Raw genomic sequence first — 25,434 nt, 5'->3', positions numbered from 1 at the left:
CGTGCCGGCCGCCGACGAGGTGGGGTTGAACCTGGCCGACGTGGCCGACGCCGCCCGGCGTCGGCTCGACCCGGTGCACTGGGATTTCTTCGCGGGCGGGGCCGACGACGAACGGACCCTGCGGGCCAACGAGGCGGCCTTCGGCCGGCGTTGGCTGCGGCCCCGGGTGCTGCGCGGTGCCGGTGAGCGCGACCTGCGGATCTCGCTGTTCGGTAGTGCGCTGTCGATGCCGGTGCTGGTCGCACCGACCGCGTTCCACCGGCTGGCCCACCCCGAGGGGGAGGTGGCGACCGCCCGCGCCGCCGCCGAGGCCGGCACGGTCATGGTGGTCAGCATGGCGGCCACCCGGCCGGTCGAGCAGATCGCGGCGGCCGGCGGGCCGCTGTGGTTCCAGCTCTACCCGCACACCGACCTGGAGTTCACCACCACCGTGGTACGGCGGGCGGTGGCCGCCGGCTGCCGGGCCCTGGTCGTCACGGTCGACTCGCCCGTGTTCGGTCGGCGCGAGCGCGACCTGCGGCACGGTTTCGTGGACCTGCCCGCCGGCATGGTCTGCGAGAACATGCGTGACGCGAACGGCCGGGTCCGGGACATCGAGATGAACGCCCGGGTGGGCTGGGAGCTGGTCGCCGTGCTGCGCCGGCTCACCACCGTGCCGATCCTGCTCAAGGGGGTGCTGCACCCCGAGGACGCCCGGCTGGCCGTCGAGCACGGGGTGGACGGGGTGTTGGTCTCCAACCACGGCGGCCGGCAACTCGACGGGGTGACGGCCACCCTGGACGCGTTGCCGGCCGTCGTGGCGGCGGTCGACGGCCGGTTGCCGGTCCTGGTCGACGGGGGCCTGCGACGCGGCACGGACGTGCTTGTCGCGTTGGCGCTCGGGGCGACGGCGGTGCTGGTCGGCCGTCCGGTGTTGTGGGGGCTGGCGGTGGCCGGCGCGGCCGGGGTACGGCACGTGCTCGACCTGCTGCGCGCCGACCTGGACCGGGCGTTGGCCCTGGTCGGCGTCGCCCGACCCGGCGACCTCAGCGCCGATCTCGTCACCACGGGAGCGTCGGCGTGAGCGGGCCGGTGGTGTGGGGCGCGGTGGTCGTGCTCGGGGTGGGTTGGACGCTGCCCCGGTGGCTGCCCTCGGCGGTGGTGCGGCTGCGGCAGTGGGTCTTCGCCCGCGTCAACGGCGGGGAGGGCATCCCGGTGCCGGGTCCGCTGGTCGGCGTGGAGGACTTCGAGCGGCTGTACGCCGATCCGGCGGCGGACGGGCGCAGCCGGGGCGCCGGCCTGTCCGACCTGTTCTGGTACTGGCTGTCACCCGGCCCGCACATGCACCAGGAGCACCTGGAGCCGGGGGAGCGTTACCGGGCGGTGGCCGGGGTGACCCGGCGGGTGCTCGCCCTGCGCCCGCAGCGTGCCGACGCCCTCGCGACCGCCGCCACCCGGCGGGTGCTCGACGAGTTGCCGGCGGGGCGGGTCCACGTGCGGCTGCGGGACCTGATGATGCCGGTGTGGGCGGAGGTCTACCACGAGCTGATCTTCGGCGAGGTGTGCCCGAGGGAGGTCCGGGCGCTGTTCGTCGCCAACGCCGCCGACGTGGCCGCCGCGCTGAAGTGCACCGGCCTGCGGCACCTGGACCGGCGTGCCCCGTTGACCCGGTACCTGCGCGGGCGGGTCGAGGCGGGCACCTGCCCGGTGACGTTGCCGCCGCCGTTCACCGCTGAGGAGACGGCCTGGTACCTGCACGGCGCGTTCGGCACCACGGCGGTGGTGCAGATGTCCGAGGCGATGTCGCACGTGCTGCTGGCGCTGGCCAACCATCCGGATCTCCAGCGGGGCCTCGACGACGACGACGCCCTGGACCGGGTGATCGACGAGACCCTGCGGCTGCATCCGCTCTTCGGGGTCGCCCACCGGATCACCTCCGCGCCGATCGCGCTGCCCGCCGGGGTGACCCTGCCCGCCGGGTCGGTGCTGCTCTTCAACTACCTGGCGTTCCAGCGCAGCGGGCCGGCCGGCGACGAGCGGTTCGACCCGGACCGGTGGCGGACGCTGACCCGCCGGGATGCCCGCTTCATCCCCTACGGCGTCACCGCCAACCGGGCCTGCCCGGCGCGCGGGGTCGCGCCGGTGATGATGCGGGCCGCGACCCGTGAGGTGCTGCGCCGCTACGCCCTGGCGTCGTCGGCCGCGCACAGCCGGTCGCTGCCCAGCCGGGGCCCGGCGTACCTGACCCCGGCCGGTGTCCCCGGCCCGGGGCGGCTGCGGTTGGCCGCGATGCGGTGGCGGGACCGCTGGGCCGACGTGGGACGCAGCGTCCGGCAACTGGTGTTCGGCGCCTGGATGGTCGTCGACGCCCGACGACAACGGTTGTGCACCAACTACTTCGAGGAGGCGGTCCGGTGACCCCCACCCAGTTGGCTCCACGGTTCTTCATCGCGGTCGCGGTGATCCTCATCTTCTGTAAGGCGGTGGCCTGGCTGCTCGGCCGGGTGGGCCAACCCGCCGTGGTCAGCGAGATGCTCGCCGGGGTGCTGCTCGGCCCGTCGCTGCTCGGGTTCGTCCTACCGGAGGTGAAGGACGCCCTGTTCCCGACGGCGCTGCTGCCGGTCCTCTACGTGGTGGGCCAGGTCGGTCTGGTGCTGTTCATGTTCCAGGCCGGGTACGCGTTCGGCGCCCACCGGGTCACCGGTCTGGCCGGCACCGCCGGGCTGGTGTCGCTGGCGGGGGTGACCGCGCCGCTCGTCCTGGGGGTGGGGCTGGTCCTGGCCACCGCGGACGCCGTGCCGATGCGGGCCGACGGGACGTCGATCGGGGTGTCGGCCGCGTTCGTCGGGGTGGCGCTGGCCATCACCGCCTTCCCCATGTTGGCCCGGATCATCACCGAACGCGGGCAGGCCGGGACCCGGCACGGCACGTTGTCGCTGGCCAGTGGTGCGCTCGACGACATGGTCGCCTGGATCATGCTGGCCGTGGTGCTGGCGTTCGCCTCCGGCCGGGCCGGGCCGGCGGTCGTCACCGCCGCAGGCGCGGTGCTGTTCGGGCTGGTGCTGTGGTTGGCCGGGCGTCGGGTGACCGCCGCGTTGATGACCAGCCCCCGCCTCAACGACGGTGCCCGGGTGCTCGGCACGGTGGCCCTGCTCTTCCTGGTCGCCTGGTACACCGACGAGATCGGGCTGTACGCGGTCTTCGGCGCGTTCGCGGTGGGGGTGGTGATGCCGCACACCGCCAACACCGACCGGGTGGTGGACACCCTCACCCCGGTCGCCGCGACGGTCTTCCTGCCGCTGTTCTTCACCTATTCGGGGCTGCGTACGGAGTTCGGGTTGCTGGGCAGCGCGCCGGTGCTGCTCTTCGCGGCGGCCTGCGTGACGGCGGCGATCGTCGGCAAGTTCGGTGCCTGCTGGGCGGCGGCCCGGGTGCGGGGCGAGTCGCAGGGTGTCGCGTTGCGGGTGGGCGCGTTGATGAACGCCCGGGGTCTGATGCAGCTCATCGCGCTCAACGTCGGCCTGGAGGCGGGCATCGTGAACGCCTCGCTGTTCACCGTGCTGGTGGTGGTGGCGCTGGTCACCACGATGATGACGACTCCGTTGCTGAGTTGGATCGAGCACCGGGAGGCCCGTAGGCAAACCCCTGTCCGACCCCAGACCCTCGCGGTGGTGAAATGATAAAAAGATAGCTGTCACTATTTAGCCTTACTCTGTGCGATTGTGGACGCATGCCCGGGGGAGGATCGAACCGTCTGCTGTTGGTCGAGGACGACGAGGAACTGGCCGGCCTGCTCACCGAGTCACTGGTCGGTGACGGGTTCCTCGTCGACCACGCCTCGGACGGCCAACGGGGTCTGCATCTCGGACTGACCCGCACCTACGACGTGATGGTGATCGACCGGATGCTGCCGGCGCTCGACGGACTCGACCTGGTCGTCCGGCTGCGTTCGCGGAAGGTCCCGGCCCGCGCGCTGATGCTCACCGCGCTGGGCACGGTGGGCGACCGGATCGCCGGGCTGGACGCGGGTGCCGACGACTACCTGATGAAACCCTTCGACCTGGACGAGCTGAGCGCACGGATCCGGGCGTTGTGCCGGCGGGCGTCCGAGGCCACCACCGTGCTGCGCATCGGGGCCGGGTTGCTCGATCTGACGTCCCGCGACGCCGTGCTGGCCGACGGCACCCGGGTGGCGCTGTCCGCCCGGGAGTTCGAGCTGCTGCGGGTGCTGGCGGCCCGGCCCAACCTCGTGCACTCCCGGGCGGAGCTGCGCCGCCGGGTCTTCGACGAGACCGCGGCGGCGTCCATGGTGGACACCTACGTCTACTACCTGCGCCGCAAGCTCGGCCGGACGGTGGTCCGCACCGTGCACGGGCTGGGCTACCGGCTCGGAGCGCTCTGATGGAGCTGGTGGAGCAGGCGATGGTGCGCCGCGCCCGGTTGCGCATCGGCCTGCTGGTCGGGCTGGCCATCGGTGCCCTGCTGCTGTTGGTCGGCGGCATCTCGTACGCCGTGCTGGTGCGCAGCCAGGAGGCCCAGATCCACCGGGAGCTGGCGTGGGGCACCAGCCACGCCACCATTCCGGGTCCGCCCGCGTGCAGCTGGATCTTCCGCTACAACGGCCTGATCACCGACACCGGTCTCAACCCGCCGCCGCCGGGCTTTCCGCTGACCGGTGCGCTGACCTCGGTGGCCGCGACCGGTGTCACCGAGGTCACCACCGTCACCCGCAACGGCACGACTTACCACGTCCGCACCGAGTCCCGCAACGACGGGCTGGTCGTCCAGGCGGTGTTCGACGCGCGGTTCCAGCTGTCCGACCGTCGGCACCTGCTGCTGGCGTTCAGCCTCGCCGCGGCGGTCGGGCTGCTCGTCGCCGTGCTGACCGGTGCGCTCGTCGGTCGACGGGCCGTCGCGCCACTGGCGGAGGCGTTGACCCGGCAACGGCGGTTCATCGCCGACGCCAGCCACGAGCTGCGTACCCCGATCGCCCAGGTGCACATCCGCGCCCAGCTGATGGCGCGGCGGGCCCATACCGGTGGCAGCGCGGCGAGCCTGGAGGATCTCGACCGGCTGATCGGCGGCACCCGCCGGCTCGGCGAGATCGTGGACGACCTGCTGCTCTCGGCCCAGCTCGCCGCCGCTCCCGCCGACCGCCGGGCGTACCCGCCGGTGGATCTGACCGCGCTGGTCGGGGCGGCCGTCGCCGCCGAGGCGGACCGGGCCGCCGAACGCCAGGTCACTGTCGCGGCGGACCTGCCCGGCGAGGCGTTGCCGGTGCCGGGGGTCGAGTCGGCGCTGCGCCGGGTGGCCGGGGAGCTGCTCGCGAACGCGCTCGCCCACACACCTCCCGGTGGCCGGATCGACGTGTCGCTGCGCAGTGGCGGCGACTACGCCGAGTTCGTGGTCGCGGACAGCGGGGACGGCTTCGACCAGGCCGACGCGCGGCGCATCTTCGACCGGTTCCACCGTGGCGGGGGTGCCGGGGAGCACCGGTTCGGGCTGGGGTTGGCCCTGCTCCAGGAGGTGGTCACGAGCCACCGGGGCACGATCGAGGCCGAGGGCCGGCCGCACCGGGGGGCGGTCTTCACCGTCCGTCTGCCCGCCACCCGACCGTCCGCCCCCACGGAGCGGGTCTCGGGAATCCGACGTCTGCGGGTACGGCAGCTCGTGGAGCGGTGAGCGGGGCGGTACGGCCGTCGCCGCGCCGGCCCAGCGCCGGGAAAAAAATCCCGGCCGGGATGTCGAGAACGGGGGACCGGCGTCGTCCCCGGGGTGAATGCGGCCAGAATGGTGGTCGCACCGGCACCGAGGAGACACCCGATGGCGAAGTACCTGCTGCTCAAGCACTACCGAGGCGGCCCCGCCGCGGTCAACGACGTCCCGATGGACCAGTGGACGCCCGAGGAGATCACGGCCCACATTCAGTACATGAACGACTTCGCGGCCCGGCTGGAGGGCAGCGGGGAGTTCGTCGACGGGCAGGCGCTCGCCCCCGAGGGGACGTTCGTCCGGTACGACGGGCCGGGCCGTCCGCCGGTCACCGACGGGCCCTTCGCCGAGACCAAGGATCTCATCGCCGGCTGGATGGTGATCGACGTGGACAGCTACGAGCGTGCCGTCGAGCTGGCCGGGGAGTTGTCGGCCGCCCCGGGGGCGGGCGGGCGACCGATCCACGAGTGGCTGGAGCTGCGCCCGTTCCTGACCGAGCCGCCGACCATCACCGACTGACCGGTGGACGGTGACCTGCTGCGCCGGCTCACCCCGCAGGTGCTCGGGGTGCTCGTCCGGCGCGGGGCCGACTTCGCGGCGGCCGAGGACGCCGTGCAGGACGCCCTGGTCCAGGCGGTCCACGGCTGGCCGGCCGACCCGCCCCGGGACCCGTTGGGCTGGCTGGTCACCGTGGCCTGGCACCGGTTCCTCGACGCGGGCCGGGCGGACGCCGCCCGGCGTCGGCGTGAGGGCCTCGTCGTCGAGGAACCGGCCCCCGGCCCCGCGTCGGGGGTGGACGACACGCTCCAGCTCTACTTCCTGTGCGCCCACCCGTCGCTGACCCCGTCCTCGGCGGTCGCGTTGACCCTGCGTGCCGTCGGCGGGCTGACCACCCGGCAGATCGCCCGGGCGTACCTGGTGCCGGAGGCGACCATGGCGCAGCGGATCAGCCGGGCCAAGCGCACCGTGTCCGGCGTACGCCTCGACCGGGCGGGCGACGTCGCCACCGTGCTCCGGGTGCTCTACCTGGTGTTCAACGAGGGCTACTCCGGCGACGTCGACCTCGCCGCCGAGGCGGTCCGGCTCACCCGGCAGCTCGCGGCGATGGTCGACCACCCCGAGGTGGCCGGGCTGCTCGCCCTGATGCTGCTGCACCACGCCCGCCGCGCGGCCCGGACCACGCCGGACGGCAGCCTGGTCCCGCTCGCGGCGCAGGACCGCAGCCGGTGGGACACCGCCCTGATCGCCGAGGGGGTACGCATCCTGCAGGCGGCGCTGGCCCGGGACCGGTTGGGTGAGTTCCAGGCCCAGGCCGCCGTCGCCGCGTTGCACGCCGACGCGCGCACCGCCGGGGAGACCGACTGGGTGCAGATCGTCGAGTGGTACGACGAACTCGTGCGGCTGACCGACAGCCCGGTGGTGCGGCTCAACCGGGCGGTGGCCGTCGGGGAGGCCGACGGGGCGTGGGCCGGGCTGGCGGCCCTGGCGGCGGTGGACCCGTCGGTGCCCCGCCACGCGGCGGTGACGGCGTACCTGCACGAACGGGCCGGTGACCGGGCGACGGCGGCCCGGTGGTACGCCGAGGCCGCCGACCGGGCCGCCCACCTCGCCGAACGCGACCACCTGATCCGCCAGGCCGCCCGCCTCAACGCCCGTCCGCCCGGCTGAGTTCCGGTGCGCCCGCCCGGCACCCGGGGCTGACGGCGGTGCCGTCGACCCGGGACGGGACCCTTTCATTGATACCCTTGACTGCTCTCGGGGTGGCCGCATTCGACGTCGCCCTGGAGACGTTGCCGGTGGGCATCCTGCCCCTGGTCGCCACCGACCTGGACGTGTCCGTGTCGCACGCGGGGCTGCTCGTCACCGGCTACGCGGTCACGGTCGCGGTCGTCTCGGTGCCGCTGACCCACGTCACCCGGCGGGTGCCGCGTCGCCGGCTGCCGGGTGTCCTGCTGGGCGTGCTGGTGGTCGCCCGGGGCGGTACGGCGCGACGGGCCGTCCGAGGACGAGAATAGATCGTATTGCGAGATGGTGTCTCTGTTGACGTTGCGGTGGGCGTTGGTTAGCCTGGACCGATCATCGCCAGCCGCAGGAGAACGCCATGATCCGAGTTCCGCAAGGCTCTGGATTGCTGGTGCGCGGCTACGAGGAGCCGTTGCGGGTGCACCCGCCGCGGGAGGGCATGCGCCCCGGGACCGCCGCCGGGGACCCGCAGACCCCGTTCTGATGGACAGGCACGCCGTCTCCCGACCGGGACACGGCGATCGCCCACGTCGTTGATCAGCCCGGTAGGCGGCACCGCCGCCCCGGGACATTGACCCGTTTTCCGCAGAACCGACCCTCGGAGCGCACCATCATGACCACCGCAATCGATCTCGCCCCCATCTCCGGCCCGTCCGCCTGGCGCGGTGACGAGCTGCGTACCTCGACCGAATGGGTCTACCAGCTCAGTGACGCCGAGCGCGCCGAGCTGGAGACCGTCGGCCGTCAGTTCGTCGCCGACAACCCCGACCTGCGTACGGTGACCGCCGCCGACTACCCGCTGGCGGCCTGTGCCGGGCTCAACGAGGAGTGCGCCCGCCAGCTCGACAGCGGACGTGGCTTCATCCTGGTCCGGGGCCTGCGCACGGAGGAGTACGGCGACACCCTCGCCGGGGCGATCTTCTACCTGATGGGGCTGCACCTCGGCGTGCCGATGGGGCAGAACCAGATGGGCGACGTGCTCGACCACGTCATCGCCACCTCCAACAAGACCCTCGACGACCCGTCGGCCCTGCCGTCGCGGGTCCGCGACCGGCTGCCGTTCCACTCCGACAGCTCCGACGTGGTCGCGCTGATGTGCCTGCGGGCGGCCAAGGCCGGCGGGGCGAGCAGCCTGGTCAGCGGCACCACCATCTACAACGAGATCCTGCGCCGCCGGCCCGACCTCGCGCCGCTGCTGTTCGAGCCGTGGCACTGGGACTGGCACCGGCAGGACCCGGACGCCCCGGCCCACACCTACACCTCGCCGATCTGCAGCTACGTCGACGGCATCTTCAGCACCTACGCCGGCACCTCGATGATCTTCTCGGCGCAGGACTACCCGGAGGTGCCCCGCCTCACCGAGGCGCAGATCGAGCTGCTGCACCTCTACGACGAGGTCTCCCAGGCTCCCGGCCTGGCCCTGGACATGGACTTCCAGCCCGGTGACGTGCAGTGGCTGCTGAACTACGCCGCCCTGCACTCGCGTACCGGTTACGTCGACTTCCCGGAGCCGGAGCGCCGCCGGCACCTGCTGCGGCTGTGGCTCAAGCGCGACGTCGGCCGGCCGCTGGTGGGCGGCTTCGGCAAGCACGTGGTGACCGAGCGCGGCAGCGAGATCGCGCCGGGCGGCCGGTTCCACATCGCCGAGGCGGTCGAGCCCAACTTCGAGTGGGGCAACTGACCCACCGGCCCCTCGTCAGGACGGCCCGCAGCGCCCCAGTGTCGTGGCGCGGCGGGCCGTCCCCGTGCGGTCGGCACCCGCTGCATCGTCGGGTGGGGTGGCACCGGGGGAGCGGTGGCGGGCGGCGTAGGTGAGTAGCCAGCCCATCAGGACGACCTCGCCGACGAAGGTGACCCCGGAGACCTGCACCGGCTGGTCGGCCGACAGCAGCGACCCGACCGAGTCGGCGAGGTAGCCCGCACCGGCGACCGCCACCAGCGCCGCCACCCAGGTCGGCACGGTGTCCGACCGCCAGGCCAGCCATCCGACCAGCAGCAGGTGGACGCCGAACAGCAGCAGGCCCAGGTCCCAGACCTGCTGGAAGTCGGTGAGTCGTGGAGGCCCGTCGGCGGCGGGCCGGTCGGCTCCCGCGCCGTCGCGCAGCAGGCCGGCGACGGCGATCAGGTGGGTGAGCGCCACGGCGAGGACGACCGCGTACCCGGTGCGGCACCAGGCCGACAGCAGTGCGACGGTGGGCCGGGTGCGGCTGAGCGGCGCCCGTAGCGCCCAGCCGACCAGCACGTGGACCCGTCCGCTCCCGCCCCGTCTGCTCCGCCGGTGTTGTTCGGCACGGCTGCACCGCCGGTGGTGGCCGGGGCGTCTGCACCGCTGGCGCTGGTCAACGTGCCTGCTCCGGTGGCGGCGGCAGTGGCGGGGCCGGGCGGCGTGAAGCCCCGGGTGAGCAGCCGCAGGCCGAAGAGGATCTCGAACAACCCGCCCGGGACGGCCAGCGCGACCCCGACCGCCACGCCCGCCAGCTCGGCTGCCGCGCCGACCGCCAGCAGCGCGTAGCCGACGGTTCCCCAGAGTGCGAGCCAGCGGGGCAGCCAGTGCCGCCGGGCCAGGGTCAGGCAGAACGGCACGCTGCCCAGCCCCAGCGCCAGCATGGCCAGCTGGTAGGCGAGGTCGCCGGCCCCGTCGCCGAACCGGTCCCGCAGCACGATGCCGGCGGCGAGCAGGAACGCCTCCGCGCCCCGGGCCACCAGGTAGACCCAGGCGGCGCCCGGGTGCACCCGGCGCAGCGCCCGGAAGGCCAGCGCACCGATCGCCGCCACCAGCACGGAGTTGGCCAGCACCAGCACCACCCCGGCCGGGTGCCCGGCGAGCGCGCTGCCGGCGCCGTAGGCGACGAACGCCGCCAGGAAGAACGCGCCGGCCCACCGACCGGCCACACGCAGGGACATCGTCGCCTCCAGGGCTCTTCGTACTAAGTACGACTTACTTAGTACGGTACGGTGGGCGGTGCAGGCGGTCAACCGGGTGTCAGGGGAGCGACAGGTGGGCGAACCGGTGCGGCAGCTCAGCCGGGAGCGGGTGCTGCGGGCCGCCGTCGCCATCGCCGACGCAGACGGTCTCGGCGCGCTGACCATGCGCTCGCTCGCCGCCGCGCTGCACGCCAAACCGATGTCGCTCTACCACTACATCCGCAACAAGGACGAGCTGCTCGACGCGCTCGTCGACGGGGTCTTCGCCGAGATCGACCTGCCCGCGCCGGGCGGCGACTGGCGGGCCGAGGTGCGCCGGCGTTGCCTGTCGGCCCGGACGGTCCTCGCCCGGCACCCCTGGGCGCTGACCCTGATCGAGACCCGGACCAGCCCCGGCCCGGCCACCCTGCGCCACCACGACAGGATGCTGGGCGTGCTGCGGGGCGGGGGCTTCTCACTGCCGATGACGGCCCACGCCTACGCGGTCATCGACGCGTACGTCTTCGGTTTCGTGTTGCAGGAGGCGTCACTGCCGTTCGACGGCGGCGACTCCGCCACCGAGGTCGCCGATGCGATCATGGCGGGTTTCGCGGCGGGCGACTACCCGCACCTGGTCGAGTTCGCCACCCAACACGTCCGGCAGCCCGGCTACGACTTCGGCGGACAGTTCACCTTCGGCCTCGACCTGATCCTCGACGCCCTGGCGAACGCGGCCTGACGACCACCGGCTCCGGTCGGGCCGCACGCATCAGAGGCCCCGGCCGCGCCACGTGGTGCGGCCGGGACCTCCAGCCCGGAGGCGGACGCCTGGACGGCCGACCCCGGGACCGGGCCGGCCGTCCAGGCAGGACCTACAGGTCCAGCACCAACCGCTCCGAGTGGCACCGCCCGACGCAGATCATCATGCTCCGGCCGGCCGCGCGCTCCTCATCGGTGAGCAGCGAGTCGCGGTGCTCCGGTGTGCCGGCGAGCACCCGGGTCTCGCACGCGCCGCAGTAGCCCTTCTCGCAGTCGTAGGTCAGGCCCGGCACGACCTCGCGCAGCACGTCGATCATCCGGCGGTCCCTCGGCACCCGCAGGGTCGCCCCGGTCCGCGCCAGGTGCACCTCGAACTCGGTGTTCGCCGCCGGGTCGAAGGCGACCTCGAGGTCGTCACCGGCGGTGAACCGCTCGACGTGCAACTGCCCCGACCGGTCCGTCTCGGCGCAGACCCGCTCCACCGCGTCGATCATGCCGGTCGGTCCGCAGCAGTAGACGGCGGTGCCCGGCCCGGTGGCGTCGAGCAGCGCCCGCAGGTCGGGCAGGCCGGCCTCGTCCTGTGGCAGCAGGGTCACCCGGTCTGCGGCCAGCGCCGTCACCTCGTCGACGAAGGCCATCGAGGCGCGGGTACGCCCGCCGTACACCAGGTGGAACGGCACGCCCCGGCGGTCGGCCTCGCGGGCCATCGCCAGGATCGGGGTGATCCCGATGCCCCCGGCGAGGAAGAGGTAAGCGGGGGCGTCGACGAGCGGGAAGTGGTTGCGTGGGCCGCGTACCGAGAGGGCGACGCCCGCTCGGGCCAGCGTGTGCAGCTCCACCGAACCGCCCCGGCCGGCGGGCTCGCGCAGCGCCGCGATCCGGTAGTGCCGGGTGTCGGCCGGGTCGCCGCACAGCGAGTACTGCCGGACCCGCCCGGACGGCAGCCGCACCTCCAGGTGCGCACCCGGCGCCCAGGGTGGCAGTTCCGCGCCGGTCGGGTCGGCCAGGCATACCTCCAGCACCTCGTCGGTGGCGGTGGCGGTGGCCGCCATGACCAGTTCCCGGTCGCCGGTCAGGCTGGCGGTGGGCCGGGTCCCCGCCGCGTCGGCGTCGCGGCGGGGACCCGGGGTGAAGACGGCCGGGATCGCATCCCAACCGCTCTGGTTGCCCCGGGTGGGGTAGGCGACGAGGCCCTCCTCCACCACCCGGAAGTCGGGCAGCCGGGTGAGCACCTGCGTGATCATCTCGCGGAACATCAGCCGGGCCAGGTGGGCACCGGCGCAGCGGTGGCTGCCGATGCCGAAGCTCAGGTGCCGGGCGGCGTCGCGGTCCAACCGGAGCTGCTCGGGCTCGGGGAAGACGACGGGGTCGTGGTTCGCCGCGACCCAGGGGATCAGCACCCGCTCACCGGCGGCGACCGGGCAGCCGCCGACCTCGGTGTCGGTGCGGACGGTACGGGCCATCGACTGCGACGGGGCGAACACCCGCAGGAACTCGTCGGTGGCGGTGAGCAGCAGGTCGGGGGACTCGATCAGGCGTTGCCGGTCGTCGGGATGCCGGCTCAGGTGCACCAGGGTGGAGCCGGTCAGCGAGGTGGTGGTGTCCACCCCACCCGCGATCAGCAGCCCGATCACCGAGACCAGCTCGTCGGCGGCGAACAGCTCCCCGTCGGGGCGGCGCTGGGCGGCCAGGTAGCTCACCGCGTCGCCGGTCGGCACGGCCCGCCGCTCGACGATCAGCTCGCGGATGCGCTGGTCGAGGTAGGCCAGGCCGGCGGCCCCGCGTACGGCGCGTTCGCTGCCGGGCAGCGCGGCGAAGATGTCGTGGATCGGGCCGGCGAGCTTGGCCCAGTCGGATTCGGGGAAGCCCAGCCAGTCGAGGGTGACGGCGGCCGGCAGCGGGTTGGTCAGGTCGCGGACGAAGTCCACCGACCCCTCGGCGATGAAGGCGTCCACCACGCGGGTGGTGTGCCGGGCGACCATCGGGGCCAGCTCGGCGACCGCGTCCTGGGTGAGCAGCGGGTTGATCAGGTCGCGGTAGCCGGTCGCGGCGGGCGGGTCCAGCTCGATCGGGTACTGCTCCAGGCCGGGGCCCCGGGGGATGACGATGGCGGTGCCGTCACCCCCGGCGGTGGCGCGGGCGGAGGAGAAGGTGTCGTCGTCGCGGGCGATCCGGACCACGTCGGCGTACCGGGTGGTGTAGACGAAGCCGCCGTGCGCGTCGGTCCGGCCCACCGGGCAGGTCTGCCGGAACTCCCGGTAGTAGCCCACCGGGTCGGTGTTGCACTCGGCCGAGTGGTGGTCGAAGGGCGCGACGGGCCGGTCTGCGGTCGCGGTCTGCGCGGCGGCCGGGGCGGTGCGCTGCTGTTCGGTCATCGGGACGTGCTCCACAGGTGCGGGACGCTGCGCGGTGTTGCCCAGCCGCGCCACTGGGTGTGGGTCTGACGCCAAGGGTAATGTCGCTCACATAGCGAGACAACGTTTCACGATAAGATGCAGAAACGTCGATGTCGGCCGGTCAGAGGGTCAGTACGGCCTTGCCGACCTCGCCGGACCGCAGCGCCGCCACCGCCTCGTTGATCTGCGTGAAGGGGAACCGGGTGATCAGGCGGTCCACCGGGAAGTTGCCGGCGGCGTGCAGGTCCAGCAGCTTGGGCAGGAACACCTGCGGGAGGCTGCTGCCGCCGATGATGCCGGTGATGCTGCGGCCGTTGAGCACGCTGCGCCACTCGAAGCTCATCTGCTCGCTCGGGCCGATCCCGACCACGCCGCAGCGGCCGAGCGGGCCGAGCGACTCGACGGCCAGGCGCAGCACGTCCTCCCGACCGGTGGTGTCGATCGCGACGTCGAAGCCGTGCGGGGCGATCGCGGTCAGCAGCTCGCGGGGGTCGCCGTCGGTGGAGTTCACCCCGTGGGTCGCGCCGAGCAGTCGGGCCGTGTCGAGCTTGCCGGCGTTGACGTCGACCGCCGCGACGACGGCGCAACCGGCCACCCGGGCGGCCAGGATCGCCGCGACGCCGACGGCGCCCGCGCCGAAGACGACGAGCGAGGAGCCGACCTCCGGGCGCAGCACGTTGAGCACCGCGCCGGCCCCGGTGCCGAAACCGCAGCCGAACGGGCCGACCACGCCCAGGTCGATCTCCTTGCTGATCGGCACCACCGCGCGGGCCGGGGCGACCACGTGGGTGGCGAACGACGACTGGCCCAGGAAGTGGCCGTTGACCTGCTGCCCGTCGCGGGAGAGCGCCGAGCTGCCGTCGGGTCGCCGGCCGGTGAAGTTGACCGCGTCGAACTGGCGGCAGTAGGCGGGGTTTCCGCCCCGGCACAGCGGGCAGTCGCCGCAGGAGGTGAAGCTCATCGCGACGTGGTCACCCGGCGAGACGCCGGTGACCCGCGCGCCGACCTGCTCGACCACTCCGCTGCCCTCGTGGCCGAGCACCGCCGGGGTGGGGAAGAAGTTGGCGAACTCCAGGTCGGTGGCGCAGATCCCCACGCTGTGCACCCGGACCAGCACCTCGTCCGGCCCGGGGTCGGCGAGGTCGATCTGCTGGAGGGTGAACGGCCCTCCAGCGTTCTCCAGCACCGCCGCTGTGATCCGCACGCGCCCTCCCTAGTGACTCACAAAGCGAGATTGCATCTTGACATGCGAAACGTAGAGGGTCAAGGATTCGCACATGGCTGACCTGGACATTCCCACCGCCCGCCAGCTCATCGACGGCGACTGGACCGCCGCCGCCGACGGCGGTGAGCTACCGGTGCTCGATCCCGCCACCCGGGAGACCATCCAGTCGGTGGCCCGCGCCCGCGCGGTCGACGTCGACCACGCCGTCGCCGCCGCCCGGCGGGCCGCCCCCGGCTGGGCGGCCACCTCGCCCAGCGAGCGCGGCGCGATCCTCTCGCGCTGGGCCGCGCTGATCGGCGAGCACGTCGAGGAACTCGCCGCGTACGAGTCGCGTGACGTGGGCAAACCCCGCTCCGGCGGGCGGCTCAACATGTACATCACCCAGGGCATCGTCGACTACTTCGCCGGGGCCGCGGACAAGCTCACCGGCGTCACCCTGCCCACCCGTACGCCTGACTACTTCGGCTACACCCGGCCCGAGCCGTACGGCGTCTGCGCGGTGATCATCCCGTGGAACGTGCCGGCCGTGCTCACCGCGGCCAACGTGGCCCCCGCCCTGGCCGCCGGCAACACGGTGGTGCTGAAGCCGTCCGAGGTCGCGCCGCTGTCGCCGTTCGCGCTGGCCGAGCTGGGCCGCCGGGCTGGGCTGCCGCCGGGCGTGCTCAACGTGGTCACCGGGCTCGGCCCCGAGGCCGGGGTCGCGCTCACCGGGCACCCCGACATCGACCACATCAGCTTCGTCGGCTCGACGGTGACCGGCCGGGCCGTCATGCGGGCCGCCGCGCAGCACCTGGTGCCGGTCAAGCTGGAGCTGGGCGGCAAGTCCCCGAACGTGGTCTTCGCCGACGCCGACCTGGACGTGGCGATCCCGGCGATCATCGCGTCGATCACCGAGAACGCCGGGCAGAACTGCTACGCCGGTTCCCGGCTGCTGGTCGAGGAGTCGATCCGGGCGCAGGTGGTGGAGCGGGTCGCCGCCGGCATGGCGGCCGTCCGGACCGGCCCCTGGGACCAGGACCTCGACATGGGCCCGCTGGTCAGCCAGGCCCAGTACGAGCGGGTCCGGGGCTTCCTGACCGAGGCCCCGGCCGCCGGGGCCCGGCTGGTCGTCGGCGGCGAGCCGGCCACCGCCGCGTTCGACGACGGCTGGTACGTCGCCCCCACCGTCTTCGACCAGGTCGACTCGGACATGCGGCTGGTCCGCGAGGAGGTCTTCGGCCCGGTGCTGGCGGTGCAGGGCTTCCGGGGCGTCGACGAGGCGGTGGCGCTGATGAACGGCACCGACTTCGGCCTGCTGGCCTGCATCTGGACCAGTGACGTGTCCCGGGCGCTGCGGGTGGCCGGGCTGGTTCGCTCCGGGCAGGTCGCGGTGAACCAGTTCCACGACGCCGGGGTGATCGGCTTCCCGTTCAACATGCAGAAGGAGAGCGGCTTCAGCCGGGGCGGCGGCTACGCGGCGCTGCGCGAGTACACCCAGGAGAAGGCCGTCGCGGTCCGGCTGCTCGACCGACCGTCGGCGTGAGCCGATCGGGTGAGCTGGCGGCGGCCCGCCCCCGGCTAGCCGTCGCCGCCGCGCCGTCGCCGGCCGCGTTCGCCCAGTGGCTCGCCGAACTCGCGTTCGGTGGCGCCGGCTGGCCGGAGCTGCTGGCCGCGGTGGCGGAGCGGACCGGCGCGGCCTGCCGGCTGGTGGCCGAATCGGGGGAGCTGCTCGCCGCCAGCGACGGCGCGGACGGCCCCCGTTGCGCCGCCACGCCGGACGACGTGCGCCGCGCCCTGGTCACCGGCCGGGCCGGAACGGGGGTGCCGACCCTGGTCCGCTGCGTCGACGGGTGGACCGGTCGGGCGGTGGCGGTGGGTGCGGGGTCCCGCCGGCTCGGCGCGCTGCTGCTGGCCGAGCCGGTCGCGGCCGGGCAACTGGCGCTGGCGGGGGCCGCGACCACCGCACTGTTGATCGAGGCGGTCCGGCACGAGTCGCCGCCGCCCGCCGTCCGGGACGCCGCGACGGTGCTGCGGGCCCTGCGTGACGGCCTCGGCGACCCCACCGGGTCGCCAGCCGGACCCGCCGGGGGCGGGGCCGGGCTGCTCCGGGCGGGCGAGGCCGGCCTGCCGCAGGCGGGCGAGACCGGGCCGTCCGCTGCCGGCGGGGCCGGGCCACTGCGACCCGGGGAGGCCGAGCTGCTGCGGGCGGGTGCGGCGCACGGCTGGCGGTTGGACCAGCCGCACGCCGTCGCCGGGATCGCCTACACCGGGGCGCAGCAGCGCCGCTGGGCGTCGGCGCTGAGCTGGCTGGACCGGCCGGTGCTGGCCGAGGGGCGGCGGGCCTGGACCCTGCTGCACGGTGACGTGGAGCGCGAGGTGACCCGGCTGCGGGTCCGGTTGGACCAGATCGTGGGGGCCGGGCAGGTGCGGGTGGTCGCCGGTGCGCTGGTGACCGGGCCGGCCCGGACGGCGGAATCGTTCCGGGACGCGGACCGGCTGCTGCGGCTGCTGCTGCGCGCCCCGGACGAGCGCGTCGAGCTGCCGTTCGGGCAGGCGGGGCTGGCGCAGGTGCTGTTGGCCGTGCCGGACGAGCGGTTGCGCTGGTTCGTGCACCGGCACCTGGGGCCGATCGCGCACCGCGACGACCTGCTGCGCACCCTGGACTGCTGGTTGGCGACCGGGGGCAGCCGGCAGGCGGTCAGCGAACGGTTGCACCTGCACCGCAACTCGGTGGGCTACCGGGTCGGTCTGATCAAGCGGCTGTTGGGGGTCGACCCGCTCGATCCGCAGACGGTCGCGGTGCTGCGTACGGCGTTGGCCGCGCGGGAGTTGCTGGCCGCGTCCGAGGCCGGTTGATCCCCTGGTGGGTGGCCTGTGAACGGCCTGGACGACCTGCTTCGTTAACCGTTCCGCCTCTTTTGCGGCAAGCCGTTGACACGCCGCCGCGCCGCAGGCAGAGTACGTCTCCAAGCAACGAGAATCACAATGCAAGACGCCATATTGACTGGTAGACCATGGGGGAGGTTGCGATGCGGGCGATGGTCCAGACCGGTTTCGGGGGGCCCGAGGTGCTGAGCCTGCGGCACCTGCCCGACCCCGAGCCGGGCGCCGGCGACGTGGTCGTCCGGGTGCACACCGCCGCCCTCAACCGCCTCGACCTGCTCCAGCGGCGCACCGCCCTGCTCCCCGGCTTCGCCCTGCCCCACGTCGGCGGCATGGACGTCGCCGGGCAGGTCGACGCCGTCGGGCCGCAGGTCACCACGGTACGCCCCGGCGACCGGGTGCTGATCGACCCGACCATCGGCTGCGGAGCCTGCGCCACCTGCAAGAACGGCCAACCGGGCTACTGCCCGACACTGGCCGTGGTCGGTGGCAACCGCCCCGGCGGGTTCGCCGAGTACGTCACCGTCCCGGCCACCGTCGTGCACCGGGTGCCCGCCCACGTCGACCTCGCCGACGCCGCCGCGCTGCCCACCGCGTGGAGCCTCGGCTGGCACGCCGTGCACCGCGTCGGTGAGGTCCGCGCCGGGGAGTGGGTGCTGGTGCAGGCCGCCACGAGCGCGGTCAGCATCGCCGCCATCCAACTCGCCCGCCGGGCCGGCGCCCGGGTGCTCGCCGTGGCGCGTACCGAAGCCAAGCGGGCCGTCGCCGCGGACCTCGGCGCGGACGTGCTCGACCTCGACGACCACACCGTGGAGCGGGTGCTCGAGCACACCGACGGTCACGGCGTCGACCTGGCCGTCGACCACGTCGGCACCGCCACCTGGGCCACCTCGCTGGCCAGCCTGCGCACCGGCGGTCGGATCGTGCTGCTCGGCAACACCACAGGCGACCAGGTCAGCTTCTCCCTCTCCGACGTCTACCGGCGCGGGCTGCGGCTGCTCGGGGCCGGGGCGTACAGCCCGGCGGACTTCGCCGACATGCTCGACGCCTACTTCACCGGTGGCCTGCGGGTGGTCCGGGGCGCGGAATACCGGCTGGCCGACCTGACCGAGGCGTACGCCCGGCAGGAGTCCGGCGACCTCATCGGCAAGATCCTCGTCCGGCCATGACCACCACCCCGACGGCGGGCACCGCCGACCTCCGCCCGGCCGACCTGCTGATCGTCGACGCCGAGATCGTCACCATGGCGGCCGACCGGGCGGTCGTGCCCGGTGGCACGATCGCCGTGGTCGACGGCCGGATCGCCGCGATCGGCCCGGCGGCGACGCTACGGGCGGCGTACCCGGGCAGTCCCGAACTCGACGCCACCGGCTGTGTGGTCGTCCCCGGCCTGGTCAACGCCCACCAGCACACCACCGCCGACCCGCTGGTGCGCAGCAGCATCCCCGACGACGTCCCGGCCCAGCAGGCGATCTTCGACTGGATCGTGCCGCTGCACAGCGCGGTCACCGGCGACGACGACGAGCTGTCGGCCACCCTCACCGCCGTCGAGTCGCTCAGCTACGGGGTCACCACCCTGCTGGAGCCCGGCACGGTGGCGCACCCGCTGCGGGTCGCCGCCGGGCTGCGTACCGCCGGCATCCGGGCCCGGGTCGGCGGCTGGGGCTGGGACGCCCCCGACGTGCCCTACGCCCGGCCGGCAGCCGACACCCTCGCCGTGCAGGCCGACACCGTCGCCGCCCTGGCCGGCGACCCGCTGGTCACCGGCTGGATCACCCTGGTCGGGCACGACCTGGTCAGCGACGCGCTGTTCACCGGCGCGGCGGAGCTGGCCGACCGGCTCGACGTGGGCATGACCTGGCACCTGTCGCCCGGCCCCGAGGACGCCGCCGCCTACGCCGCCGCCGGTCGGGCCCGGCCGGTGCGGCACCTGGCCGACCTCGGCGTGCTGGGCCCCCGGCTGCTGCTCGGCCACGCGGTGTGGCTCGACGACGCCGAGGTCGACGCGCTCGTCGAGACCGGCACCGCGGTCGCCTCCTGCCCGGGGGCCTACCTGCGGCTCGGCCAGGGTTTCACCCGGGCCGGCCGGCACACCGCGCTGCACCGGGCCGGCGGCCGGCTCGCGCTGGGCTGCGACTCGCACAACGCCGGGGACACCCCGGACCTGTGGCGGGCCGCCCGACTCTTCGCCGGCCTGGAGCGGGACCGGGGCGTTCCCGACCCGCTGCGCGCCGACGAGGTCTTCGCCCTGGCCACCGTCGACGGCGCCGCAGCCGTCGGGCTGGCGGCGCAGACCGGCTCCATCGAGGTCGGCAAGGCCGCCGACCTGGTGCTGCTCGACACCCGGACCATCCCCTGGACCCCGCGCGGTGACCTGCCCACCCAGCTCGTCTGGGGTGCGGCCGGGCACACCGTCCGGGACGTTCTGGTCGACGGCCGGCTGGTGGTCCGCGACCGGCGGATCACCACCGTCGACGTCGACGCCCTGCGCGAGGAGGCCGCCCAGCGTCGGGCCGCCCTGCTGCGCCGGGTCGGCATCGACATCCCCCCTCGCTGGCCCACCGTGCCAGCGACCGAGTTCTCCGCGCGCCGGTCCGTGCCGGGCCGTGCGCCGACCCCACGTGAAGGGAAAGCACCATGACAATGAGGATTGGTCGGGGTCCGGCGGCGCTGCTCGCCGGGGCGCTGGGATTCGCCCTGGTCGGTTGCGCGAGCAACGACGCGACCGCACCGTCGGCGGCCGGTTCGGCCAGCAGCGGTACGGCCCCCGCCGGGCAGCCGGATGCCAACGGCGACGGCAAGGTCGTCATCGGGGTGCTCAGCCCCGGTGACATCAACGACAACGGCTACTACGAGAGCTTCGTGATCGGTGCCGAGAAGTTCGCCACCGAAAAGGGCTGGCAGGTCATCAAGCGCGGCAACGTGCCGCCGACCGAGGCGCTCAGCGCCGCCCGCGCGCTGTGCCAGCAGGGCGTGGACATGGTGGCGCTCGGGGCGTCCGAGCTCAAGGACGCCATCCCGGCCTCCGAGGAGCCGGTCTGCGCCAAGACCTCCTGGTACGTGCCGTCGTCGGAGAACATCCCGCAGAGTCCCCGGGTGACGCTGTCCAGCGACGACCCCAACCAGAGCATGCTCGCCGCCGGGTACGCCACCGGCCTGGTCATGCAGCAGAAGAACGCCACCAAGGCCGGGTTCGTCACCGGTATGGAGGCCGACTTCTCGGTCAACGCCGCCAAGGCGTACAAGGCGGGCATCCGGATGGTGGTGCCGAACGCGACCCTGGTGACCACCTACACCGGTGACTTCAACGACTCGGCGAAGGCCCGGGAGGCCGTCCAGGCGCAGATCAGCCAGGGCGTCAAGGTCGTCTACCCGTACCTGGGTGGGGCCACCGACGCCGCCGCCAAGCTGGCCAACACCGGCGGTGCGCTCACCCTGACCCCCGGCACAGACCGGTGTGACTCGACCGACCCGCGCTTCGACATCTCGGTCATCTTCGACCCGGGCGCGTACTTCGCCGCCGCGCTGGAGCTGTTCGCCAAGGGTGAGATGACCCTCGGCACCACCAAGAAGTGGGAGCTGGGCAAGGACCCGTACCCGGCCGTCAAGATCTGCAAGGCGACCCCGGAGCAGACCCAGAAGATGGACGCCTTCGTCGCCGACGTGGCCAGCGGCAAGACCGACACCGCCGCGACGGTCGCCAAGCTCGGCTCCTGATTCCCGCTGCCCGACGACCAACGAGGTGAAACGGACTGTGGACGTTGACGACCAGCTGACGCCGGCTCTCACCCTGCGCGGAGTCAGCAAGCGTTACGGTCCGGTCGTCGCCTGCGACGCCGTGGATCTCGCCGTACGACCCGGCGAGATCCACGGCCTGCTCGGCGAGAACGGGGCCGGAAAGTCGACCCTGATGAAGATCCTGCTCGGGTTGGTGCACCGCGACGCCGGCACCATCACGCGCGGCACCGAACCGGTCGAGATCGACAGTCCGCAGGTCGCTGCCGACCTCGGGCTGGGCATGGTGCACCAGCACTTCAGCCTGATCGAACCGCTCACCGTCTGGGAGAACGTCATCCTCGGCGACACCGGGCGGATCGACCGGGCGGCGGCCTGCGCCCAGGTCGAGGAGGTGTCCCGCCGCTACGGGCTGCCCATCGACCCGAACGTGCGGGTCGACCGGCTCTCCGCCGGGGAACGGCAACGCGTCGAGCTGATCAAGTGCCTGCGCCGTGACCCGTCCATCCTGATCCTGGACGAGCCGACCTCGGTGCTCACCCAGGCCGAGTCGGCGGAGCTGTTCACCGTGCTGCGCCGGGTGGTGCAGGCGGAACGGCGGGCGGTCATCCTGATCAGCCACAAGCTCGCCGAGATCATGGCGGCCACCGACCGGGTGACCGTGCTGCGGCGCGGCGCGGTGGCGTTCCACGGCGCGACGAAGGACACCACCGCCCAGCAACTCGCCCGGCAGATGGTCGGCCGGGAGGTGTCGTTGCAGTCCGAGAGCGCCGCGCTGGGCCTGCTGCCGGTCGAGCGCCCCGCGCCGGTCGGCGAGGCCGACGGGGCGGTGGTGCCCCCGACGGCCCCCGGCCCGGCCGCGCAGGACGAGCCCGCGGCGTTGCGGCTGCGCGAGGTCACCCTGCTCATCGGCGGCCTGCCGGTGCTGGACCGGCTCAGCCTCGACGTGGCCCCCGGCGAGATCGTCGGCCTGTACGGGGTCGAGGGCAACGGCCAGGCCACCGTCGGTGAGCTGCTGTCCGGGCTGCTCGTCCCCGACTCCGGCACCGTCGAGATCGACGGCCGGCCGGTCGACCTGGTCCGCCCCGGCGCGCTGCACCACGCCGGCCTCGGCATCGTGCCCGAGGACCGGCACCACTCCGGTGTGGTGCTGGACATGAGCGTCGCCGAGAACCTGGTGATGAAGTCCCTCGCCGGAGTGACCACCCGGGGGGTGCTCAGCCGGCGGCGGATGCACAAGATCGCCCAGCAGCAGATGACCGAGTTCAACATCGTGGCGCCCTCCCCGGACACCCCGCTGCGCAGCCTCTCCGGCGGCAACCAGCAGCGGGTGGTGCTGGCCCGGGAGCTGTCCGCCGGCCCGAAGGCGCTGGTCGCCGCCCAACCCACCCACGGGCTGGACGTCGGCGCGATCGAAGACATGTACGTGCGGCTGCGGCAGGCCGCCGCGGAAGGGGTGGCGGTGTTGCTGATCTCCACAGAGTTGGAGGAGGTGATGGCCCTGGCCAACCGGATCGCGGTGATCTCCTCCGGCCGGATCGTCGGGGTGCTCCCCACCGCCGAGGCCACCGCCGAGCGGCTCGGCATGCTGGTCGGCGGGGTGAGTCACTGATGGCCACCCTCGGTATCGACGGCACCGGCCAGCGGCTGCTGCGCCGGCTCAACCCCGGCCCCGGCGGCTGGCAGGTCGGCCTCGCCACCGTCGCCACGATCGGCGTCGCGCTCGGCCTGTCCGCCCTGCTGATCGCGGTCACCGGCGGCTCGCCGACCGCCTCGACCAAGGCCCTCTACCAGGGCAGCATGGCCTCCCCGGCGGCCTGGTCCACCTCCCTGCTCTATGTCGCGCCGCTGCTGCTGGTCGCGGTCGGGGCCTGCGTCAGCGCCCGCTCCGGCTTCTTCAACATCGGCCAGGAGGGGCAGGTGCTGATCGGCGCGCTCGCCGGCGCGTGGGTCGGCCTGCGGCTGGCCGTACCCGGACCGCTGCTGCTGGTTCTGGTGCTGCTCGCCTCGGTGGTCGGTGCCGGGATCTGGGCCGGGCTCAGCGCCCTGATGTACCGGTTCCGGGGCGTCAACATCGTGGTGAGCACGATGCTGATGACGTTCCTCGCCCAGCAGCTCATCTCGTTCGCGGTGAACACCCCGTGGCTGCTCCAGGAGTCCCGGCTCGGCCGGGGCACGCTGTCCCCGCAGTCCAACCCGGTGCCCGAGAACGCCCGGCTCACCTCTCTCGGCGAATACCCGAACCTCCAGCTCAACGGGGGTCTGGTGCTGGCCGTCGTGGTGGCGGTCGTGCTGGCGCTGGTGATGGCGCGTACCCGCTGGGGTTTCCGGTTGAAGATGGTCGGCCTCAACCCGGCGACGGCCCGGCACGCGGGTGTGCGGGTCGGTGCCCTCGGCGGCATCGCGCTGGCGATCTCCGGGGCGCTGGCCGGTCTGGCCGGTGCGCTGCTGCTGACCAGCCCGGTCGGCACCAACCGGTTGCAGCCGGGGATGTCGCTCAACATCGGCTGGGACGGCCTGCTGGTCGCCCTGGTGGCCCGGAACAACCCGCTGCTGGCCATCCCGGTGGCGGTGCTGTTCGGCGTGCTGCGGGCCGGCGGCAGCTTCCTCGCCGCCACCGGCGTGCCGTCGTTCCTGGTCGACGTGGTCAAGGCGCTGCTGGTGCTGGCCTTCGTCGCACCCCCGGTGGTGATCGGCATGCTGCGCCGACGTCGCCTGGCCGACGAGCCGGCGACCCCCACCTCCACCCCGACGGCACCGACCGCCGCCGCTGCCACCCCGGCGACTCCGGTCGCCACCACCCCGACGGCTCCGGTGGCCGCTGCCGCGTCGACCGACCCGGCCTCCGGGTCGTCCCCGGTAGACCCGGTTGCCGGGTCGGACCCGGCCGGATCGGTGGCGTCGGTGCCCGGACCCCGGGCCGCCGCGTCGCCACCGGCGGACCCCGGCGACGCCGGGACCGCCGGCACCAAGGACGCCATGGAAGGCAGGTTGGCATGAGCGCCGCCGACAACATCGCCACCATCCTCTCCAGCGGGGCCCGGCTCACCGTGCCCCTGGCCTTCGCCGCCTGCGGGGAGTACGTCGCCCAGCGCGCCGGCACCCTGAACATCTCCGTCGAGGCGATGATGCTCGGCGCGGCGTTCGGCTCGATCGCGGTCGCCAGCGCCACCGGCAGCGCCACCATCGGCCTGGTGGCCGGCGCGCTGGTCGGGGTGGCGGTGGCGTTCGTGCACGGCATCCTGTCGCACCGGGTGCAGATCAACACGTTCGTCGTCGGCCTGGTGCTCAACGCGCTGGTGCTGGGCCTCACCAGCTACCTGATCACGGTGAGTACCTTCACCGGCCACCAGGTCTGGCAGGTGGACATCCCCGTGCTGCGCGACATCCCGATCGTCGGCCCGATGCTGTTCGTGCAACGCTGGCCGGTCTATCTGCTGCTCGCGGTGATCCCGCTGACCTGGTGGCTGGTCGAGCGCAGCCGGTGGGGGCTGGAGCTGCGGGCGGTGGGGGAGAACCCGCAGGCCGCCGACGTCAGCGGGATCGAGGTCAACAAGCGACGGCGACAGGCGCTGCTCTGGTGCGGGCTGCTCGCCGGGCTGGGCGGGGCCTACCTGGCGGTCGGCGAGGTCGGCTCGTTCAACCAGAACATGACCGCCGGCCGGGGTTACCTGGTCATCGCGGCGGTCATCTTCGGGGCGTGGCGGTTGGGCCGTACCCTGATCGGCTGTGTCGTCTTCGGCCTGGCCGACGCGATGCGGCTGGCGCTGCCGGCGCTGGGGGTCACCATGAACTCGCAGCTGCTGATCGCCGCGCCCTACCTGCTGGCCCTGCTGGCGATGCTGGTGTTCGCCACCACCCACCGCGAACCCCGGGCGCTGGCCCAACCGTTCCAACGCGGCACCACCTGACGGGGGACTCCCCGACTCCAGGTCCGCCCACACGGCGCAGCGGCCACCCTCCTCCGGTGGCGGTCGCTGCGCCGTGTGGGTTTCCGGGTCGGCACCCGCCCGCCGTGGTGGTCGTATCTCGTTGATCACGAGGACCCGGGGTCCCGGGGGCATACCATGACTTTTTGTCACGACCGGTCGTGACAGCAGGACACTTCCGCAGCGCCTC

Annotated in this window: 23 protein-coding genes; 19 read left to right on the top strand and 4 right to left on the bottom strand. The window is 73.6% G+C overall.

The features are described 5' to 3' along the window. Nucleotide 1: 1 nt before the first annotated feature. The 10 genes from J7462_RS07865 to J7462_RS07825 all read left to right on the top strand — a co-directional run bounded on the left by J7462_RS07865 (nt 2) and on the right by J7462_RS07825 (nt 9,115). The gene (locus J7462_RS07865; RefSeq protein ID WP_219463081.1) at nt 2–1,063 is read left to right on the top strand and encodes an alpha-hydroxy acid oxidase; all 1,062 of its coding nucleotides are present in this window, start codon (nt 2–4) and stop codon (nt 1,061–1,063) included. Then, on the top strand, nt 1,060–2,397 hold the full coding sequence (locus J7462_RS07860; RefSeq protein WP_308290809.1) for a cytochrome P450: 1,338 nt from the start codon (nt 1,060–1,062) through the stop codon (nt 2,395–2,397). The genes J7462_RS07865 and J7462_RS07860 overlap by 4 nt, the downstream gene beginning before the upstream one ends. Beyond that, complete coding sequence (locus J7462_RS07855) at nt 2,394–3,659, top strand: cation:proton antiporter (protein WP_219463080.1); 1,266 nt, start codon at nt 2,394–2,396, stop codon at nt 3,657–3,659. The genes J7462_RS07860 and J7462_RS07855 overlap by 4 nt, the downstream gene beginning before the upstream one ends. A gap of 80 nt (nt 3,660–3,739) precedes the next feature. Next, nucleotides 3,740–4,381 (top strand): response regulator transcription factor, encoded by a 642-nt coding sequence (locus tag J7462_RS07850; RefSeq protein ID WP_255597633.1) that lies wholly within the window; start codon nt 3,740–3,742, stop codon nt 4,379–4,381. Then, nucleotides 4,381–5,661, top strand: a complete 1,281-nt coding sequence (locus J7462_RS07845; protein WP_219463078.1) for a HAMP domain-containing sensor histidine kinase — start codon at nt 4,381–4,383, stop codon at nt 5,659–5,661. Before J7462_RS07850 ends, J7462_RS07845 begins: the two co-directional genes overlap by 1 nt. A 141-nt stretch (nt 5,662–5,802) precedes the next feature. Beyond that, nucleotides 5,803–6,210 (top strand): YciI family protein, encoded by a 408-nt coding sequence (locus J7462_RS07840; RefSeq protein ID WP_219463077.1) that lies wholly within the window; start codon nt 5,803–5,805, stop codon nt 6,208–6,210. A 3-nt stretch (nt 6,211–6,213) separates the two neighbouring features. Next, on the top strand, nt 6,214–7,359 hold the full coding sequence (locus tag J7462_RS07835) for an RNA polymerase sigma factor (protein ID WP_219463075.1): 1,146 nt from the start codon (nt 6,214–6,216) through the stop codon (nt 7,357–7,359). A 77-nt stretch (nt 7,360–7,436) separates the two neighbouring features. Continuing rightward, a complete protein-coding gene (locus J7462_RS07830; RefSeq protein ID WP_219463073.1) occupies nt 7,437–7,706 on the top strand; it encodes a hypothetical protein in 270 nt (89 codons plus the stop codon). A gap of 86 nt (nt 7,707–7,792) precedes the next feature. Beyond that, nucleotides 7,793–7,918, top strand: coding sequence for a hypothetical protein (locus J7462_RS31995; protein ID WP_255554102.1), 126 nt, complete (start codon nt 7,793–7,795; stop codon nt 7,916–7,918). Nucleotides 7,919–8,047: 129 nt separating this feature from the next. Further along, nucleotides 8,048–9,115: a TauD/TfdA family dioxygenase gene (locus J7462_RS07825; protein ID WP_219463071.1), complete on the top strand. Its 1,068-nt coding sequence runs from the start codon at nt 8,048–8,050 to the stop codon at nt 9,113–9,115. Between the two features lie 15 nt (nt 9,116–9,130). Here the strand turns inward: J7462_RS07825 and J7462_RS07820 are convergent, their stop codons facing one another. Both J7462_RS07820 and J7462_RS07815 read right to left on the bottom strand, forming a co-directional pair. Beyond that, entirely contained in the window at nt 9,131–9,616 is a 486-nt protein-coding gene (locus J7462_RS07820) for a DUF4386 family protein (RefSeq protein WP_255598302.1), read from the bottom strand. Further along, nucleotides 9,556–10,338 carry a DUF4386 domain-containing protein gene (locus J7462_RS07815; protein ID WP_219463069.1) on the bottom strand — a complete coding sequence of 261 codons (783 nt, stop codon included), beginning with the start codon at nt 10,336–10,338 and terminating at the stop codon, nt 9,556–9,558. Before J7462_RS07815 ends, J7462_RS07820 begins: the two co-directional genes overlap by 61 nt. 94 nt (nt 10,339–10,432) lie before the next feature. Between J7462_RS07815 and J7462_RS07810 the strand changes: the two genes are divergently transcribed. Further along, the gene (locus J7462_RS07810) at nt 10,433–11,077 is read left to right on the top strand and encodes a TetR/AcrR family transcriptional regulator (RefSeq protein WP_219463068.1); all 645 of its coding nucleotides are present in this window, start codon (nt 10,433–10,435) and stop codon (nt 11,075–11,077) included. A gap of 133 nt (nt 11,078–11,210) precedes the next feature. Here J7462_RS07810 and J7462_RS07805 read toward each other — a convergent pair whose 3' ends face one another. Beyond that, complete coding sequence (locus J7462_RS07805) at nt 11,211–13,472, bottom strand: cytochrome P450 (protein ID WP_219463066.1); 2,262 nt, start codon at nt 13,470–13,472, stop codon at nt 11,211–11,213. A gap of 142 nt (nt 13,473–13,614) precedes the next feature. Further along, nucleotides 13,615–14,697 carry an NAD(P)-dependent alcohol dehydrogenase gene (locus J7462_RS07800; RefSeq protein WP_219463063.1) on the bottom strand — a complete coding sequence of 361 codons (1,083 nt, stop codon included), beginning with the start codon at nt 14,695–14,697 and terminating at the stop codon, nt 13,615–13,617. 73 nt (nt 14,698–14,770) lie between these two features. Between J7462_RS07800 and J7462_RS07795 the strand changes: the two genes are divergently transcribed. The 8 genes from J7462_RS07795 to J7462_RS07760 all read left to right on the top strand — a co-directional run bounded on the left by J7462_RS07795 (nt 14,771) and on the right by J7462_RS07760 (nt 25,226). Beyond that, the gene (locus J7462_RS07795) at nt 14,771–16,240 is read left to right on the top strand and encodes an aldehyde dehydrogenase (protein ID WP_219463061.1); all 1,470 of its coding nucleotides are present in this window, start codon (nt 14,771–14,773) and stop codon (nt 16,238–16,240) included. After that, on the top strand, nt 16,237–17,553 hold the full coding sequence (locus tag J7462_RS07790) for a CdaR family transcriptional regulator (RefSeq protein ID WP_219463060.1): 1,317 nt from the start codon (nt 16,237–16,239) through the stop codon (nt 17,551–17,553). Before J7462_RS07795 ends, J7462_RS07790 begins: the two co-directional genes overlap by 4 nt. A 173-nt stretch (nt 17,554–17,726) precedes the next feature. Continuing rightward, complete coding sequence (locus J7462_RS07785; RefSeq protein ID WP_219463058.1) at nt 17,727–18,749, top strand: alcohol dehydrogenase catalytic domain-containing protein; 1,023 nt, start codon at nt 17,727–17,729, stop codon at nt 18,747–18,749. Next, complete coding sequence (locus J7462_RS07780; protein WP_219463056.1) at nt 18,746–20,221, top strand: amidohydrolase family protein; 1,476 nt, start codon at nt 18,746–18,748, stop codon at nt 20,219–20,221. Before J7462_RS07785 ends, J7462_RS07780 begins: the two co-directional genes overlap by 4 nt. Then, nucleotides 20,218–21,297 (top strand): BMP family ABC transporter substrate-binding protein, encoded by a 1,080-nt coding sequence (locus J7462_RS07775; protein ID WP_255597632.1) that lies wholly within the window; start codon nt 20,218–20,220, stop codon nt 21,295–21,297. Before J7462_RS07780 ends, J7462_RS07775 begins: the two co-directional genes overlap by 4 nt. A gap of 37 nt (nt 21,298–21,334) precedes the next feature. Beyond that, entirely contained in the window at nt 21,335–22,927 is a 1,593-nt protein-coding gene (locus J7462_RS07770) for an ABC transporter ATP-binding protein (protein ID WP_308290808.1), read from the top strand. After that, nucleotides 22,927–24,315, top strand: coding sequence for an ABC transporter permease (locus tag J7462_RS07765; RefSeq protein ID WP_219463054.1), 1,389 nt, complete (start codon nt 22,927–22,929; stop codon nt 24,313–24,315). Before J7462_RS07770 ends, J7462_RS07765 begins: the two co-directional genes overlap by 1 nt. Further along, nucleotides 24,312–25,226 carry an ABC transporter permease gene (locus tag J7462_RS07760; protein WP_208570019.1) on the top strand — a complete coding sequence of 305 codons (915 nt, stop codon included), beginning with the start codon at nt 24,312–24,314 and terminating at the stop codon, nt 25,224–25,226. The genes J7462_RS07765 and J7462_RS07760 overlap by 4 nt, the downstream gene beginning before the upstream one ends. Nucleotides 25,227–25,434 lie beyond the last annotated feature (208 nt).

Source organism: Micromonospora sp. RL09-050-HVF-A (assembly GCF_019374995.1).
Taxonomy (GTDB): Bacteria; Actinomycetota; Actinomycetes; order Mycobacteriales; family Micromonosporaceae; genus Micromonospora; species Micromonospora antibiotica.
The sequence above is the reverse complement of the archived record's forward strand: the minus strand, read 5'-3'. Positions and strand labels throughout refer to the sequence as shown.

Coding starts and splice junctions, on each gene's coding strand:
- J7462_RS07795 (WP_219463061.1), top strand. CDS start 14,771: ATGGCTGACCTGGACATTCCCACCGCCCGCCAGCTCATCGACGGCGAC.
- J7462_RS07785 (WP_219463058.1), top strand. CDS start 17,727: ATGCGGGCGATGGTCCAGACCGGTTTCGGGGGGCCCGAGGTGCTGAGC.
- J7462_RS07780 (WP_219463056.1), top strand. CDS start 18,746: ATGACCACCACCCCGACGGCGGGCACCGCCGACCTCCGCCCGGCCGAC.
- J7462_RS07840 (WP_219463077.1), top strand. CDS start 5,803: ATGGCGAAGTACCTGCTGCTCAAGCACTACCGAGGCGGCCCCGCCGCG.
- J7462_RS07825 (WP_219463071.1), top strand. CDS start 8,048: ATGACCACCGCAATCGATCTCGCCCCCATCTCCGGCCCGTCCGCCTGG.
- J7462_RS31995 (WP_255554102.1), top strand. CDS start 7,793: ATGATCCGAGTTCCGCAAGGCTCTGGATTGCTGGTGCGCGGCTACGAG.
- J7462_RS07765 (WP_219463054.1), top strand. CDS start 22,927: ATGGCCACCCTCGGTATCGACGGCACCGGCCAGCGGCTGCTGCGCCGG.
- J7462_RS07815 (WP_219463069.1), bottom strand. CDS start 10,338: ATGTCCCTGCGTGTGGCCGGTCGGTGGGCCGGCGCGTTCTTCCTGGCG.
- J7462_RS07845 (WP_219463078.1), top strand. CDS start 4,381: ATGGAGCTGGTGGAGCAGGCGATGGTGCGCCGCGCCCGGTTGCGCATC.
- J7462_RS07775 (WP_255597632.1), top strand. CDS start 20,218: ATGACAATGAGGATTGGTCGGGGTCCGGCGGCGCTGCTCGCCGGGGCG.
- J7462_RS07805 (WP_219463066.1), bottom strand. CDS start 13,472: ATGACCGAACAGCAGCGCACCGCCCCGGCCGCCGCGCAGACCGCGACC.
- J7462_RS07760 (WP_208570019.1), top strand. CDS start 24,312: ATGAGCGCCGCCGACAACATCGCCACCATCCTCTCCAGCGGGGCCCGG.